Origin of the sequence: Roseomonas sp. KE2513 (assembly GCF_016107305.1) — a bacterium.
In the GTDB taxonomy this organism is placed as follows: Bacteria; Pseudomonadota; Alphaproteobacteria; order Acetobacterales; family Acetobacteraceae; genus Roseomonas.
The window spans coordinates 1-14,944 of sequence record NZ_RCVR01000004.1; the positions used below are offsets into that span (position 1 = coordinate 1).

13 protein-coding genes are annotated in these 14,944 nt (G+C 67.8%); 1 reads left to right on the top strand and 12 read right to left on the bottom strand.

Features of this window, described 5'->3' with window-relative positions; genetic code table 11:
* The 12 genes from D9599_RS05165 to D9599_RS05220 all read right to left on the bottom strand — a co-directional run.
* Positions 1–339 (bottom strand): cytochrome C oxidase subunit IV family protein (locus D9599_RS05165; RefSeq protein WP_198380169.1); only part of this gene is annotated, 339 nt, incomplete at its 3' end.
* On the bottom strand, positions 336–968 hold the full coding sequence (locus tag D9599_RS05170) for a cytochrome c oxidase subunit 3 family protein (RefSeq protein ID WP_198380170.1): 633 nt from the start codon (positions 966–968) through the stop codon (positions 336–338). The genes D9599_RS05165 and D9599_RS05170, both read right to left, overlap by 4 nt.
* Positions 965–2,638, bottom strand: a complete 1,674-nt coding sequence (locus D9599_RS05175; protein WP_309228558.1) for a cbb3-type cytochrome c oxidase subunit I — start codon at positions 2,636–2,638, stop codon at positions 965–967. Before D9599_RS05175 ends, D9599_RS05170 begins: the two co-directional genes overlap by 4 nt.
* Positions 2,639–2,661: 23 nt before the next feature.
* Positions 2,662–3,597: a cytochrome c oxidase subunit II gene (gene coxB / locus D9599_RS05180; protein ID WP_232480201.1), complete on the bottom strand. Its 936-nt coding sequence runs from the start codon at positions 3,595–3,597 to the stop codon at positions 2,662–2,664.
* Complete coding sequence (locus D9599_RS05185; protein WP_198380173.1) at positions 3,597–4,373, bottom strand: hypothetical protein; 777 nt, start codon at positions 4,371–4,373, stop codon at positions 3,597–3,599. Before D9599_RS05185 ends, coxB begins: the two co-directional genes overlap by 1 nt.
* Positions 4,370–4,792: a hypothetical protein gene (locus D9599_RS05190; protein WP_198380174.1), complete on the bottom strand. Its 423-nt coding sequence runs from the start codon at positions 4,790–4,792 to the stop codon at positions 4,370–4,372. The genes D9599_RS05185 and D9599_RS05190 overlap by 4 nt, the downstream gene beginning before the upstream one ends.
* Positions 4,782–5,870, bottom strand: coding sequence for a hypothetical protein (locus D9599_RS05195; protein ID WP_198380175.1), 1,089 nt, complete (start codon positions 5,868–5,870; stop codon positions 4,782–4,784). The genes D9599_RS05190 and D9599_RS05195 overlap by 11 nt, the downstream gene beginning before the upstream one ends.
* Positions 5,867–6,385 carry a cytochrome c gene (locus tag D9599_RS05200; protein ID WP_232480173.1) on the bottom strand — a complete coding sequence of 173 codons (519 nt, stop codon included), beginning with the start codon at positions 6,383–6,385 and terminating at the stop codon, positions 5,867–5,869. Before D9599_RS05200 ends, D9599_RS05195 begins: the two co-directional genes overlap by 4 nt.
* Positions 6,382–6,903: a DUF3341 domain-containing protein gene (locus tag D9599_RS05205; RefSeq protein ID WP_198380176.1), complete on the bottom strand. Its 522-nt coding sequence runs from the start codon at positions 6,901–6,903 to the stop codon at positions 6,382–6,384. The genes D9599_RS05200 and D9599_RS05205 overlap by 4 nt, the downstream gene beginning before the upstream one ends.
* Positions 6,900–8,249, bottom strand: a complete 1,350-nt coding sequence (gene nrfD, locus D9599_RS05210; protein WP_198380177.1) for an NrfD/PsrC family molybdoenzyme membrane anchor subunit — start codon at positions 8,247–8,249, stop codon at positions 6,900–6,902. Before nrfD ends, D9599_RS05205 begins: the two co-directional genes overlap by 4 nt.
* On the bottom strand, positions 8,246–11,056 hold the full coding sequence (locus tag D9599_RS05215) for a 4Fe-4S dicluster domain-containing protein (RefSeq protein WP_198380178.1): 2,811 nt from the start codon (positions 11,054–11,056) through the stop codon (positions 8,246–8,248). The genes nrfD and D9599_RS05215 overlap by 4 nt, the downstream gene beginning before the upstream one ends.
* Positions 11,053–11,709, bottom strand: coding sequence for a cytochrome c3 family protein (locus D9599_RS05220; RefSeq protein WP_198380179.1), 657 nt, complete (start codon positions 11,707–11,709; stop codon positions 11,053–11,055). The genes D9599_RS05215 and D9599_RS05220 overlap by 4 nt, the downstream gene beginning before the upstream one ends.
* A gap of 474 nt (positions 11,710–12,183) precedes the next feature.
* Between D9599_RS05220 and D9599_RS05225 the strand changes: the two genes are divergently transcribed.
* A complete protein-coding gene (locus D9599_RS05225) occupies positions 12,184–14,823 on the top strand; it encodes a calcium-binding protein (RefSeq protein ID WP_198380180.1) in 2,640 nt (879 codons plus the stop codon).
* Positions 14,824–14,944 lie beyond the last annotated feature (121 nt).

A 14,944-nucleotide genomic window follows, 5' to 3' on the forward strand; every position in this document is an offset into this window, starting at 1 on the left:
CTCCACGCGCGGAGTTACGGTGCCCGCCTGTGTCACCGGCGCGCGTGTCAGCAGGTCAGCAAAGGTCAGCGTGAACATAAAAGCGATCCAGAGGAGTGACGCCGCGCCCGCGAGGCGAAGCAATGGGTCGGGTCGTCGAAGGTTCATAAAGAAGACAGTGATGATCACAGCCTTCGCTGCCCCGATCCCCAGGCTGACCGGCGTGTTCCAGCGCCCGAGCGGGAGGTAGGCAAGCACAAGGGTGGCCGCGACAAGCGTCACCAGCACAGCCCAAACGGGCAGGCTCCGCCTCAGGATATTCGCCGTCGTGCGGGGAAGATCTTCGCCCAGCCCGCTCATGCGCGTCCTCCGAGATAGAGCAGCGGGTAAAGAAACACCCAAACGATATCGACGAGATGCCAGTAGAGCGCCGCCGCCTCAAAGGCCGGGCTGCGCAGCGCGCGCTTCCCGTTCCAAGCCTGCCAAGTGAACCACGTGATCACGGCGATCCCGGCGGTAACGTGCAGCCCATGAAGTCCGGTCATCACCCAGTAGAAGGCGAAGAAAATTTCCGTTGCCGGCTCCTGTAGCTTAAAGCCCGGGCCCGGAAAGAGACCCTCGCGGAAGTCATCACGCCACTCGAAACCCTTAATAACTAAGAAGGTGAGCGCGAAGAGAATGGTGAGCGACAGACCGATCAGCGTGGGCTTCCTCAGTTCCGCGCGCGCGGCTTCTGCCCCGATTGCCATCGTAAGGCTGCTGCTCAGCAGTACCAGCGTGTTCACGGTGCCGTAGACGACGTTCGTCTCGTGACCCGCGGCAGCAAAGGCGTCCCCGTGCAGCACGCGGTTTACCGTGAAGGCCATCATCAATCCGCCGAATAGCAGGGCCTCGCTGCCAAGGAACAGCCAGGTGCCGAAGGAGGCCGCCTCCCGCTGCCGGCGGAGAGAGTCCCAGGGTTCCCGAAGCGCCTCCTGCCCGTCGCTCAAGTCTCGCGTCCCTGATTCTGGTGGGCCTGCGGCCTATCGTGGCGCGGGCCCTCCTCGTCCGGGTGGTAGAGATAAGGGCCGGTGTCGACGGCCGGCATGGTCCGGAAGTTGTCGCGCGGCGGAGGGGAACTCGTGCGCCATTCGAGCCCAGTGGCCTTCCAGGGGTCCTCCTCAGCGCGCTCTCCCCAGATCAGCGACCACGCGAGATAGCCCATGGGCAGGAGGTAGGCACCGGCCAGCAGGACCGCGCCGGAGGAGGAGAGCACGTGCCAGATCTGGAACTCCGGCGGATAGACCTGGTAGCGCCGCGGCATGCCCAGGAAGCCCATGATGAACTGCGGGAAGAAGGTAAAGCAGAAACCGAAGAACATCAGCACGGCGGCGAAGCGGGCCCAGACATCCGGGTACATCCGTCCCGTGATCTTCGGCCACCAGAAGTGCAGCCCGCCGTAGAAGGCGCTGACCGTGCCGCCGACCATGATGAAGTGGAAATGCGCCACCACGAAGTAGGTGTCGGTCACATGCACGTCGATCGGCACGGATGCCAGGAATAGGCCCGTCAGCCCACCCAGCGTGAACAGGCCGATGAAGCCGAGCGCGTAGAGCATCGGCGCGTCGAAGGTGATCTGCCCGCGGTAGAGCGTGAAGGTCCAATTGAAGACCTTGATAGCCGAGGGTACCGCGATAATGAAGCTGAGGAACGAAAAGACGATGTTCGCGAAGAGCGATTGACCCGAGACGAACATGTGGTGCCCCCAGACGAGGAAGCCGACCACGGCGATCCAGAGGATCGCATAGACCATGAAGGTGTAGCCGAAGACCTGCCGCCTCGAGAAACACGTCACCAACTCGCTGACCACCCCAAAGGCGGGAAGGATCATGATGTAGACGGCCGGGTGGCTGTAAAACCAGAAGAGGTGCTGGAAGAGCAGCGGGTCGCCGCCATAGGCCGGGTCGAAGATCGGTAGGCCGAAGGCGCGCTCCGCTACAATGAGCAGCAGCACGAGCGTCAGCACCGGGGTGGCCAGCACGATCACGAGGCTCGTGCCGTAGAGCGCCCAGACGAGCAGCGGCAGCCGGAACCAGGTCATTCCCGGCGCGCGCAGCATGTGCACCGTCGCGATGAAGTTCACGCCCGTCGCGATCGAGGAGAAGCCGACCAGCACAACTGCCAGTGCCGCCGCCATGACGTAGCTCTGCGAATAGGCGGTCGAAAAGGGCGTATAGAAAGTCCAGCCCGTGTCCACCCCTCCCGCCACCAGCGCGTAGACCAGAAGCGCTCCGGCGCCGACGAAGAGGTACCAGCTGAAGAGGTTCAGCCGCGGAAAGGCGAGGTCGCGCGCCCCAATCATCAGCGGCAGGAGGAAGTTGCCGAAGGTGTTGGGGATGGAGGGCACGAGGAAGAACCACACCATCACCGTGCCGTGCAGGGTGAACATGCGATTGTAGCCGTCGGCCGAGAGAAGGTCGGCCTGGGGCGTGAACAGCTCCATCCGGATCGCGACGGCGCCCGCGCCGCCAATGAAGAAGAAGACGGTCAGCGCCGCTGCATAGAGAAGCGCGATGCGCTTGTGGTCGGTCGTGAGGAACCAGGCGGCCAGACCGTGCTCGGCTGTCAAGTAGCTCGGTCCGCCGCGAAGCCCCTGGTGGGGCTGGGCATCGCCGGGAATCGGCCCTTCGGCCGCGATGTCGCTCAAGGCTGGCCTCCCGGCAGGGAACGTATGTAAGCGACCAAACGCAGCAGCTCCTCCTCGCCGACGATGCCGCTGAAGGAGGGCATCTGCGGCTCGTAGCCCGCGACAATGTCCCGCCGAGGCTGGAGGATGGAGTCGCGAAGGTAGCTCTCGTCCACGCGCCGGACGCGTCCGTCCGCGAGCTGCACGTCGCGCCCCCAGATGCCCGCCAAGCCCGGCGCGCGTACCGGGCCCCGCCCGGCATGGCAGCCGGAGCAGCCCAGCGAAACGAAGAGTGCCGCGCCCTCGTGCCCGATATCGTCGCCCTGTGGCTGGGCGGAGAGCCAGCGGCCGTAATCCTCGGGCTCCATCACCGTCACCGTGCCGCCCATGCGCGCGTGCAGCGTGCCGCAGTACTCGGTGCAATAGAGGGGAAACTCTCCCGTCTGTGTCGGCGTGAAGCGAAGCTCCGTCAGCCGGCCTGGCAGCACGTCCTGCTTGATGCGGAAGGCCGGCACGAAGAAGGAATGGATCACGTCCTGCGAGGTCATCAGCAGCCGCGTGGGCGTGCCGCGCGGCAGGTGCAGCGCGTCGATTTCGCGCGCGCCGTTCGGGTGCTGGGTTTTCCACATCCACTGCTTGGCCGCGACATGGATCTCCAGCGCGTCTCCCACCGGGCGCGCGTCCCCCAGGGTGGTCGCGGCCGCCCAGGCGAAGATGAAGAGCGCAAGGAAGAGAGTCGCGGCCGTCCAGCCGATCTCCACCTCCTTCTTCACCAACTCGGGCAGCTCCCCTCGTCGCGCCCCGGAGCCGCGGCGATAGCGGATGGCAAAGGTGAGCAGCAGCACCAGGACTAACGTCATAATGGCGCCGGTGATGAGGAGCAGGACGAGGACGATCGCGTCCACGCGCGTCGCCACGTCCGAAGCCGCGACGGGCCAGAGCTGGATGTCCATCACGCCCGGCGCCTCCTCCTGTTGAGCAGGAGGATGAACCCACCGAGCGCGAAGAGGGTCGCGGCCGTCCCGACGGCAAGGGCCCGCTTGACGAGGGCGTTGTAGACCCCGTGTGCTGGGTCGAGCCCGTAACAAAGCAGCCGCAGCCCTTCGATCAGCCGACCGACGCGACCACCGGAGGCCTCCGCGACCGCCAAGCGCAATTCCTCCGGTGAGAGCGCCAGACCGCCCAGCACGGCTGAGACGGCACCGCCGGGGGTCAGGACCAGGGCTCCCAGCGGATGGGCGAACTCGTCGGCCTCCTCATCAAAGACGGCGCGGTAGCCGAGGGCCGACTGGGCCGCCGAGAGCGCGCGTGCCTCGCCCGTGAGAAACTTCGCATTCGCCGCAAGTGACGAGCGGCCGAGCTGAGCCGCCTTCAGCGTGGCCGCCTCGGCCGGGCCGTCCCGTGGGTCGAGGCCCAGAACCAGGAAGTCGTAGTCCTGCCCGGGCCGGAGCCCGCTGGCCTCGAGCGCGCCAGCGGCCATGCCGAGCGCCGTGCCGCAGAGCGTCGTGCAGGTGAAATCCGCCAGCACCAACACTGCAGGCCGCCCGCTCCGCAGGCCCGCCGTGGTCACCGCCCGCCCGCCGTCGTCCACCAGCGGCAGGTCTCCCGGCAGGGCTGCCCCTGGCGGCGGCGCCAACTCGACGCGCGCCAGCTCCGCCTGCGTCAGGGCGGCGCGCGCCGTTCCGCACAGCATCGGCAGGACGGCCAGCAGGAGGAAAAGACGTCTCACCGCCCCGCCTCCACGCGACGCGCCGCTTCCGTCCGGACAGGTAGGGGAATACCCGGCTCCGGCTCCTCCAGCGGCGCGTAGGCGGCATCGCCGCGCGCCGCGATGGCCTCCATTGCGCGAGCAACGGGGATGCGCGCCAGTCCGTGCTCCCGGTCCAACCAGCCATATCCCTCCCGCTGCCTGCGCTGCTCGGCCTGCAGGTCAGCGAGGTCGCCGGCCGGATCGCTCTGGATGCGCGGCTCCGGAAAGCGCGCGGGGGTAGGGGGGGCCACCAGGGCGGCGTCGGGGCGATAGAAAAGGTAGAGCACACCCAGCGCGACCGCGAGGAAGACGCCCGTGCCGAGCCCAACCAACGCGGCGATCCAGGCAGCGATGGTCGTCGGCTCACGCCGATCTAGGAGCTTCGCCTCAGGCTCCACGGGCGGCCTCCCCGCGCGGCGCGAGACGTGCGCCGATCGGCCCGTAGGCCAGGGCTGCCCAGAGACCACCGACGGCCAGCACCCCAAGCAGCGCGGCGAGCAGCGCCTCCGCCCCGAAGGGCGGGGCCACGATCCAGGCCAGATGCGCCACGATCCCCAGCAGAATGCATGGGCCCAGGCGAGCCAGAGCCGCTGGCCGCCGCCGCAGATGAGCAACGAGGAGTGCGCCGATGGGCAGAAGGCCGGAGAGGGTGACGGAAGCGGCTTCCAGCAGCGTCCAACCCAGGCCTCCGCGCATGAGGAACCACTCGGCCTTCGGCGGCAGGTCGCCGTACCAAGCGACGAGGTATTGCGAGAAGCCGAGATAGAGCACGCCGAGCGCCGCCGCGAGCAGCATGGCCGCGAGATCCCCCGCGCGCCCCGTCTCCTCTCCCGCGGGTTCCGGGCGAAGTGTCGCGGCCCAGGCGAGGGCGAGGAGAAGCTGTGTCGCGAGCGCGGCCATGCCGAAGGCCGTGGACTGGAAACGCGGATCGAGCGAGAGCAGCCAGTCCAGCGAAAGAAGGGTGGTTGCCGCCAAGTGGAAGACGAGCCCGCCTGCCGCCACGACGGAACGTAGCCCTCCCTCCGGCAGGATGGCTAGCAGCAACGCGATTAACGACCACCCGCCGAGCGCCAGCACCGTCCGCAGCACGAAGCCATGGGGGTTGAGATAGATCCGCGCCACGTCCGCATGCACCGCCGCCCCCGAATCTGACGCCCAGGGATACAGAACCGGCAGCGCCAGGAAGAGCGGCAGCACGAGGATGAGGAAGGCCGGCAGGCTCAGCGCCGCCGGCAACAGCGCCGGCAGCAGGGTCCGCCCCCAGGCTCCGCCGGTGAGCGCCTGGATGGCGATGAGCGCCAGGGCGCCGAGTGCCAGCGAGATCCAGAAGGAGATGCCGACCAGCCAGCCTGCGGCCGGCGCGCCGGCAGGCAGCACCAGCGCCCAGAGAAGCAGCACCGCCCCGGCCGCTAGGCCGAGCAGCGCGGCCGCCCGCGCCTGCTCGCGCAGCCAGCCCAGTGTGAACACCCCACTCACGGCAGGTGCTCCGCCACGCCTGGCAGCGCCGCCACCTCGGCGTGGCGCGAGAGCTGGAGGACCCGAAGATAGGCAACGATTGCCCAGCGGTCCTCAGGCGAGACGCGCGCGGCATAGGAGTACATCACGCCGTATCCGTTGGTGATGACGTCGAAGAGGTAGCGCGCCGGCACCGCCCGCAGGCGCCGTGTGTGGTAGGAGGGTGGGGCCGGGAAGCCGCGGCGGACGATCATGCCGTCCCCATCTCCCACCGCCCCGTGGCAGGGCAGGCAGTTGATCCCGTAGCGCTCCTCCCCTCGTGCCAGCAGGGCCGGGGTGACGGGCGGCGGGTCGGCCGCCGCCGCGTCGCGTGCAAGGTCGCCGCGGGCCACGACGCCCTCAGGCAGCGGCCGGGCCGTGCTGCCGCCCTGCCAGGCGTTAGTGGGTGCATAGGTGCCGAGGCGCCGTTGCTGGACCATGTCCAGCCGGCACCCGGCGAGGAGCAGGGCGGTCAGGACAAGCGGCGTGGCCCTCAAGGCACGACAGCCCGGACAGAAACGGGCCCGAGCCCATCGAGCAGCGCCGCCAGCCGCGCCTCGTCCGCCCCCGGGTCGGCGACGGAGAGAAAGAAGCGGTCCTGGCTGGCGCGCTCGAAGTCGGGCGCGGCGAAGACACGGTCGTGCAGTCGGGGCAGCCCGTTGGCCACGAAAAAGCCGATGAAGCCGGCGAGTGCGGCGGCCAGGATTCCGGCCTCGAAGCTCAGCACGAGGAAGACCTGCCAGGTGTGCAGCGGCCGGCCGCCCGTGTTGAAGGGATAGTCCACCACCGCGCTGTACCAGCAGAGCGCGTAGGTGAAGGCCGCGGCGCCAAGCCCGGCAAGCAGCATGACCAGCCGCAGCCGGCTGCCGCGCAGGCCCAGCGCCTCCGGCAGGCCGTCCACGGCGAAAGGCGTGTGGGCGTCCAGCTCCCGCAGCCCTGCCTCCCGCGCGCGCCGGGCCGCGGCGATGAGGGTGTTCGGGTCGCGGAACTCCGCCAGGATCAGCGGCGCCGTCACCCCGCGTCCTCCCGCTCGTGCAGGAGCTTGCCCATGTCGTGCATCGAGACCACCGGCAGCACCCGCGCGAAGACGAGGAAAAGCAGCGCGTAAAAGCCGAGCGAGCCCGCGAGGATCGTCCAGTCCCAGAGGCTCGTGTGCCAGGGCCGCCACATGCTCGGCAGGTAGCCGTGCGAGAGCGTGTCCCAGATGATGAGGATTCGCTCCAGCCACATGCCCAGGTTGATCAGCAGGCTGACCCCGATCAGCACGGGCAGGCTGCGCCGCGCCGCAGGCAACCAGAGCACCTGCGGCACCGCCACGTTGAAGGCGATCATGCCCCAGTAGAGCAGCGCGTCGCTGCCGGCGAGCTGGTGGTGGAGGAAGCTGCGCTCCGCCCGCTCCCCGCCATACCAGGACATTAGCCACTCGGTCGCGTAGGAGATGCCCATGATCACCGAGGCGGCGAGAATGATCTTTGCCATGGCCTCGAAGTGCCGCATCGTCAGCAGGGATTGCAGCCCGAAGCCCCAGCGCATGAGTGCCGCGAGCACCACCACCATCGCGAAGCCCGAGAAAAGGGCACCAACGACGAAATAGGGCGGGAAGATCGTCTCCTGCCAGCCGGGCATGAGCCCCGCCGCAAAATCCAGCCCCACCACGCTGTGCACGGAAACGACGAGCGGCACGGCCATCGCGGCCATGGCACGATAGACCGCATCGTGCCGCGCCCAGTGGCGGGCGGAGCCGCGCCAGCCGAGGGCGAAAATGCCGTAGAGCACCTGCCCCGTGCGCGACTGCGCGCGATCCCGCAGCGTCGCGAGATCCGGGATGAGGCCGATGTAGAAGAACATGACGGAAAAAAGCAGGTAGGTGACAATCGCCGCGAAGTCCCAGACCAGCGCGGAGCGCCACTGGGGCCAGAGCTGCATCGTGTTCGGATAGGGCGCGAGCCAGTAGGAGAGATAGGGCCGCCCGAGATGGATGATCGGGAAGATCCCCGCGATGGAGACGGCGAAGAGCGTCATCGCCTCCGCGAAGCGGTTGATCGCGGCCCGCCAGGGCTGGCGCGTCAGCAGCAGCATCGAGGAGATGAGCGTCCCCGCATTCCCAATGCCCACCCACCAGACGTAGTTCGCGATGGGAAAGCCCCAGACGATGGTCGTGTTGTTGCCGAAGATGCCGATGCCCCCGATGAACAGCCAGGCAAGGCTGCCCGCGAGGACGAGGCTCATCAGCAGGGCAAGGGCGAGGCTCCCCCAGTACCAGCGCCCCATCCGACGCCGCATCAGCGGGTCCGCGACGGTGCCCACGAGGTTGCCGTAGCTGGCACCCTCCGGCAGCAGGCCTTCCTTCGCTCCGCTCACGCGCCGCCCTCGTCGAGCGCGGGGTTGGGGTTGGACACCTCCGCCAGATAGGTCGTGCGCGGCCGCGTGCCGAGCTGGCCGAGCAGGGCGTAGTGCTGCGGCTCCTGCCGGAGCTGCGAGACGCCCGAATCCGGCCGCTTCAGGTCACCGAAGACGATCGCGCGCGAGGGGCAGGCGGCCTGGCAGGCGGTGACGACCTCACCCTCCCGAATCTCGCGCCCCTCCTTCTCGGCGGCGCGGCGGGCGGCGCTGATGCGCTGGGTGCAATAAGTGCATTTCTCCATCACGCCGCGTGCCCGGACCGTCACCTCCGGGTTGCGCTGCGCAGCCAGCACCGGCGCGCCCTGATTCGCGTATTCCTGCCCGTCCGCGTAGCCGTACCAGTTGAAGCGACGCACCTTGTAGGGGCAGTTGGCCTGGCAGAAGCGCGTGCCGATGCAGCGATTGTAGACCTGCACGTTCAGCCCCTCCGCGTCGTGCACCGAAGCCTCGACAGGGCAGACGGGCTCACAGGGCGCGTGCTCGCAATGCATGCAGGGGACGGGCTGGAAGCCGGGGCTGGGCGCCTCGGGGGTGCCGAGGTCGTAGGTGTCGATCCTCAGCCAGTGCATGTCCCGCCCGCCCGCCACCTGCTCGGGGCCGACCACGGGCACGTTGTTCTCGGACTGGCAGGCGATGACGCAGGCGTTGCAGCCGATGCAGAGCGTTGTGTCGATCACCATGCCCCAGGCATAAGTGTCGCTCGCCGCGTCGGGGTTGAAGCTGGGCGGGCGCGCGGGCGGGGGCGGCGGGGCGTCGCACCTGCCGTTGAAGGCATCGAGCGTGAGGGTTTGGAAGAGCTCCGTCGCCTCGCCCTGCAGCTTCTGATCCGGCTGCTCCCGCAGTAGCCCCGCTTTCCGGCCGAGGCTCCCGGCCACGAGGCCGGGAACGGCCCAGGGGCTTTCCGACCGGCGGAGCGGGTAGGCGTCGGCGCCCACGCCATCGCCGATCGCACCCGCTGCCCGCCGCCCGAGGCCGAGTGTCACGACCATCACCCCGCGCGCGGTGCCAGGGCGCAGCAGCACGGGCAGTTCCAGGCTGCGGTCGCCCAGTTCCAGGCGGATCATCTCTCCGTCCGCGATCCGGCGCTCGGCGGCGTCCTCCGGCGCCATGAGCGCCGCATTGCCCCAGACGAGGCGCGTGAGGGGCTTCGGGCATTCCTGCAGCCAGGCGTTGTTGCCAAACCGCCCATCCCAGACAGTCGGGTCCGGGCGGAAGAGGAGCGTCAGGCCGCCGATCGCCGGGCGGGCAGGTAGGGCCGGCAGCCGGGCAGGGGGTGGCACGACAGGGGGCGCGGCGCTCCCCGCCACGACCCCGTCATGCAGGCTGCGGCGCCACCAGGACTCGAAGTCACCCTCTTGTCGCGCTGTCCAGGTGGCGCGCACCGCACCGTGGGCGGTGTCGTCCAGGCGTCCCATCAGCAGCCCCAGCAGCCAGGCAGCCGAGCGGGTCGAGTAGAGCGGCCGGATCAGCGGCTGGCAGAGAGAGACGGTGCCATCCCGCGCCCGCAGGTCGCCCCATTCCTCCAGCGGGTGGCTCTCGGGCAGGTGCCAGCGGCAGAGCGCCCCCGTCTCATCACGCCAGGAGCCGAGATGAACGGTCAGTGCACGCGAGTCACGCAGCGCCGCCGCGAAGCCGAGATCCCCCGGTGCGTCATAGGCGGGGTTCGCCCCGAGCACGAGCAGCGTCTCTACCCGCCCGCCACGCAGATCCTCGGCCAATGCCGCGAGCGGGAGAGGTGCGTCGGGGACGAAGGGCTCTACGAACTCCACAGGCGACCGCAGCCGCTCGTTGATCCAGTGCACGAGGGCGTGGACCTCGGGCGGCTGCCACTCACCGGTCATGACCAGAGCCTCGCCGGGATGCGCCTGGAGGTCGGCCAATGCCGCATCGAGGAAGTGTGCCGCGGCGGGTGTCAGCGCGGGAGCGTCGAGCGAGGCACCGAGCCGGTTGGCGATCGCGGCGGCGAAGTCCCGGAGCGCCTCGGGGCCGAGCGCGAGCCGGTGGTCGGCCTTCGCCCCCGTCACGCTCATCGCCGGCTCAACAGCGTATAGGCGCGAAAATCCGCGGCCGTCCCGCCGGGCGCTGCGCCGCTCCGCAAATTCCCGCCCGTGGCGGATCGCGTCCGGCCCTGGGCCGAGCGGGTCCGCATCCAGCGCGAGTACCACCGCTGCACGGTCGAGCCGCGGCAGCGGGGAGAGCGGCCGCCCGAAGGCCAACACAGCGCCGGCGCGCGCATTAGCCTCGCCCACCGCCTCGTGTCCGTGCCAGCGCAGAGCGGGAAAGCGCCCGCGCAACTCGCCGATCAGCCGCAGCAGAGTCGGGGAGGTTACGTTTCCGGTGAGGATCGCGAGCCCCTCGCCGCCGCGCGACTCGGCGCGCCGCACCGCCGGCAGGAAGGCTGAGAGGAAGCGCTCCCAGGAGGCGATCCGTGTTCCCTCCCGCACCGCGCGCGAGCGGTCGGGGTCGTAGAGGGAGAGGATCTCCGCCTCCAGGAACACATCGGTGGCGCCCAGGCTGGCCGGCTGCGCGGAGTTGCCTTCCAGCTTTACCGGCCGCCCTTCGAAGACCGTGGCCAGCACGCCGCGGGCATATCCATCGAGCGGCAGGGCCGTCGCGAAGCGGAGCGGCACGCCCGGCACGACGTTCTCGGGCTGCTCGACATAAGGAATGATCTCTTCGTCCGGCCTGTCGCAGGAGGCCAGGCTGACGGCGGAGGCAATCAGCGCCAGCGCTGCCTGCCGGCGGGAGAGCGGCGGCGCGCTCATCGGTGGCACCTCGAGCAGTCGGTCAAATGTGCTGAGCGGATGCCGTAGTGCTCCAGCAGCTTCGGCCCGCGCTCTGCCTGATCCGGCGGCGGCTCCCAATCCATGTTGAAGATCTCCGACTCGGGCCGGAGATTGGGCGTGGGATCACGATGGCAGTTGAGGCACCAGCCCATCGTCAGCGGCGCCACCTGCCGGACCTGTGGCATGCGGTTGATCGCGCCGTGGCAGGAGGAACAGCCTACCCCGTTCGTCACATGCACGCTGTGGTCGAAATAGACGTAATCGGGCAGCACATGGACGCGTTGCCAGCGCAGCGGCACGCCCTCGGCCAGGGAGTGGCGCACCGGAGCGAGGATCTCGGCGTTCGTCCAGAGCTGCGAATGGCATGTCATGCAGGTGTGCGTCGGCGGGATCCCGGCGAAGCGGGATTGCTCAACGGAGGTGTGGCAGTATCTGCAATCGATGCCGAGTCCGCCGGCATGGTGCTCATGGCTGAACTGGACCGGCTGCTCGACGATGATGTCCTGCCGGGTGACGTGAGAGGTGGCGGGAAGCGCGATGAGCAGTCCGAGGCCGAGGCAGCCGAGGGCGGCCGCGCCGAGGATAGCCGCGCGGGCGACGGTGTTCGCGTAAGCCGGGAAGATCTGGGCCATCGGGCGGCGTTAGCGACCGTTGCCGGATGGTTCCCGCGCCAGCGCACGACGTGCCCGCACATGGGGCGCCGGGGGTGTGGCCGACCGGGAGCCGGCGAGCGGAGGCGGCGATGCCGGTCGGTGTCTCGATCTCACGCGCCGAATGTTCAGCGCTTCGGCCTCCAAGTCACCCGCATAGATCCGTGATCGAAAAACTTCTGCGTGATGACATCCACTACCGCAGCATTCGGAAGAAAGTGTCGACATCAGAACTTATGAAGGTAAAGTATCTGAAAGTTAATCTTCCACGGCTACCCGGCTGAGAGAAAAATGTTTCACCAAAGAAACAAAATCGAGAATCGCTTCGAGTTCGCAACTCTTACGCAAGCGTGAAGATCGCCCGTGCCTTTGCTGGCTCGCAACGAGCGTTCGTTCGTTGCAGTATGCGAGCCTCGGAAGGGGCTGCTCCCACCGCATCGATAGAGAACCCAAAGCATGGCCGTCTACAACGGTACGAACGGTAACGACCCGCTCACCGGGACGATTGCGGACGACACCTTCTTCGGCTCCCTCGGCAACGACACGATCGCCGGCGGCGGCGGTTACAACGAGCTCGATTACCGGCAGCAGGCCTACGCGGTTCAGCTCGGGGCTTCCGTCACTGCCTATTCGGGCGCAGTAACAAAGTCTGTTGGCGGGATCGACAATTTCAGCGGGATCCACCGCGTTTACGGCAGCAGCCTCGACGACGTGCTGAGCGGTACGACGGATCGGACAAGCGGCCTCGCCTATGCCTTCGTGCTCTCCGGCGGCGGCGGGAATGACACGATTAACGGCCAGAATAACCATCTCAACCTCGTCAGCTATTCCGACGCCAATTCCGGCATGACGATCGACCTTACCGCCGGCACGGCCAGTGGCGGTGGGGTTGGGAACGATATGCTGATCGACGTGCGCCGCGTCCAGGGCTCCAATTACAGCGACGTGATCGTGGGAAGCGTGGGGAACGACTACTTCGACGCGACCACCGGCATCGACCAGTACGATGGCCGCGGCGGCTTCAACACGGTCTCCTATGCCGGCCTGACGAACGTGACTGCGTACGTGACGAGTCTCGTCGCAGGTCTCTACGGCGGGGCCAACCTCGTCGCCATCAAGCCCGGCGGCGAACAGGACGTGCTCACCAGCGTGAACCAGGTGATCGGCACGGCCGGCGACGATGCGATGATCGGCACGAACGCCGCCTACAGCTACTACGACGTGGTCTTCCGCGGTGGCGCCGGGAACGACACCATCAACGGCTTCAACAGCATCTTCAACCGGGTTGACTACGGCAGCGCGACCTCGGCCGTGACGGTGGACCTGCAGGCTCAGACGGCCATTGACGGGCAGGGTGGCACTGACAGGCTCGTTCTCGTACGAAACGTCGCGGGCTCCAACTTCAATGACACGCTGAACGGCAGCGACTTCGACGATATTTTCCGCGTCGGCAGCCTCGGCCAGCATTCGGTGGACGGCCGCGGCGGACAGAATACGATCGCCTTCACGGGCACCGAGGCGGTCACGATCGACCTCGGCACCACAGTCTATGGCAGCGGCTATGCCGGAAGCCTGGCCAAGGTGGCCGGCGCAGACTTTCTCTACAACATGACTGGCGCCATTGGCGGCGCGGGTGGCGACACGATCCTCGGGACGCCCACGGATGACCTTCTTTCCGGCGGCCCAGGCAACAACCTGATCAACGGACGCGGAGGTGCCGACACCTACCGTGCGGGCTCATATAGCGCGCAGGCGCCCGATATGGGCGCGATCATCGACCTCGGTGACGGGGTGAATGGGATCGCGACCAACGCCTGGGGCGGCACGGACACGCTCCAGTCGATCGAGAACGCCTGGGGCACTCAGTTCGCAGATACGATCACGGGCGCTGTCTCTGGCGGCTATTCCTTCATCCGGGGTGAGGGCGGGAACGACATCCTCCGTGCGCCGACAGCTGGAACGCTCATCTTCGCCGATTACCTCGACAGCCTTGCCGCAGTTACCGTGCGCATCGACCTCGGGTTGACCCTCGATGATGGCTGGTTGAACGGTCAGGACACCCTGATCAATATCGCGCACGCGCGCGGCTCAGTCTTCGCCGACCTCATGCTGGGAAATGACCTCTCCAACATCCTGATGGCGGAGGGAGGCAACGACCTCGTCTACGGACTGGGCGGCAACGACCTTGTCTACGGCGGTGACGGCAACGACACGGTGGCCGCGGGTGTGGGCGACGACACCGTGGTAGGCGGCACCGGCGACGAGCTTATCTTCGGCGAGGACGGGAACGACACCCTCTACGGCGAGGCTGGCAACGACCTCATCTATGGCGGGACCGGCAACGACACCATCGCCGGCGGGGCCGACGCCGACATCATCGTGGGCGAGGACGGCAACGACCTTCTCTTCGGGGAGGATGGCAACGATACGCTCTACGGCCAGGGCGGGCTGGACCTGATCTACGGCGGTGCCGGCAACGACGTGATCACGGGCGATGCGGACAACGACATTCTGATCGGCGAGGACGGAAACGACCTTCTCTTCGGCGGCATCGGCAACGACGTGCTCTACGGCGGCGCCGGGGCGGACCATCTCCGCGGCGACGAGGGCGACGACGTCATGACGGGCGATGCTGGCATCGACACGCTGGTGGGCGGCACGGGCAACGACCTCATCTTCGGTGGCGACGACGACGACACCCTCTACGGAGAGGATGGCAACGACCAGCTCCGCGGCGATAACGGGAACGATCTTCTCATCGCCGGTGCAGGCAACGACACTCTCGCGGGCGGCGCCGGCGACGATGTGCTCCTTGGCGATACAGGGAACGACGTTCTCTTCGGCGAGGCCGGTAACGATCGGTTCGTCTTCGGTCCTAACACCGGCGCCGACACGATTGCTGATTTTGGTCAGGTGCCAGGCAACCGCGATGTGATCCAGTTCCAGCCTGGAACCCTTGGAAGCTTTGGGGCGGTCCTCGCTGCCAGCCAGCAGGTCGGTGCCAATGTGGTGATCCATATCTCTGTGGTGGATTCCGTGACGTTGACGAACGTCTCGCTGGCTTCGCTAAGCGCGAGCGACTTCCTCTTCGCCTGAGGCCTGTCTGCCCACGCCCTCAGGGGCGTGGGCGGGAGGAAATGGCGTCTTCGGATGAGTTGGCGCACCGGTGTGATGGAAGGCGCCAGCACTCTCCGGCCGATCTCATGGTCAATGCGAC

Coding starts and splice junctions, on each gene's coding strand:
- coxB (WP_232480201.1), bottom strand. CDS start 3,597: ATGGACATCCAGCTCTGGCCCGTCGCGGCTTCGGACGTGGCGACGCGC.
- D9599_RS05215 (WP_198380178.1), bottom strand. CDS start 11,056: ATGAGCGCGCCGCCGCTCTCCCGCCGGCAGGCAGCGCTGGCGCTGATT.
- D9599_RS05220 (WP_198380179.1), bottom strand. CDS start 11,709: ATGGCCCAGATCTTCCCGGCTTACGCGAACACCGTCGCCCGCGCGGCT.
- D9599_RS05225 (WP_198380180.1), top strand. CDS start 12,184: ATGGCCGTCTACAACGGTACGAACGGTAACGACCCGCTCACCGGGACG.